Origin of the sequence: Mesorhizobium sp. M7A.F.Ca.US.006.04.2.1 (assembly GCF_004022915.1) — a bacterium.
GTDB lineage: Bacteria > Pseudomonadota > Alphaproteobacteria > Rhizobiales > Rhizobiaceae > Mesorhizobium > Mesorhizobium ciceri.
The window spans coordinates 1-688 of the sequence record NZ_RZQA01001516.1 but is presented as its reverse complement, the minus strand read 5'-3'; the positions used below and the strand labels follow the sequence as shown (position 1 = coordinate 688).

The 688-nt window shown below is 60.9% G+C and carries 1 protein-coding gene; it reads left to right on the top strand.

The window, feature by feature from the left end; all coding sequences use genetic code 11:
* Positions 1 to 30: 30 nt before the first annotated feature.
* On the top strand, positions 31 to 688 hold a 658-nt coding region (locus EN925_RS38445), incomplete at its 3' end, for a thymidylate synthase (RefSeq protein WP_128337493.1).

Below are 688 nucleotides of genomic sequence, written 5' to 3'. Positions count from 1 at the left end.
TGGCTGGACAACCGAATCGAGCCGGAACCGATGCGCCAGTATCTCGACCTCCTGCAGCACGTGCTGGACAACGGCGCCGACCGCGGCGACCGCACCGGCACCGGAACGCGCTCCGTCTTCGGCTACCAGATGCGTTTCGACCTGGCGCGCGGCTTTCCCGTCACCACAACCAAGAAGCTGCATCTCAAGTCGATCATCCATGAGCTTCTGTGGTTCCTGGCCGGCGACACCAACATCAAATATCTCACCGACCATGGCGTCTCGATCTGGGACGAATGGGCCGACGAGAATGGCGATCTCGGCCCGGTCTACGGCAAGCAGTGGCGTTCCTGGCCGGACGGCCATGGCGGCTCGATCGACCAGATCGCGAATCTTCTCAAGGAGATACGCAGAAATCCTCAATCGCGGCGGCTGATTGTTTCGGCATGGAACCCAGCCGAGGTGGAAGCGATGGCGCTGCCGCCCTGCCACTGCCTGTTCCAGTTCTATGTTTCGCAAGGGCGGCTTTCCTGCCAACTCTACCAGCGTTCCGCCGATATCTTCCTTGGCGTGCCGTTCAACATCGCGTCCTATGCCCTGCTGACCTTGATGGTGGCGCAGGTGACAGGGCTGAAACCCGGCGATTTCGTCCACACACTTGGCGATGCGCACCTCTACTCGAACCATTTCGAGCAAGCACGCGAACAGC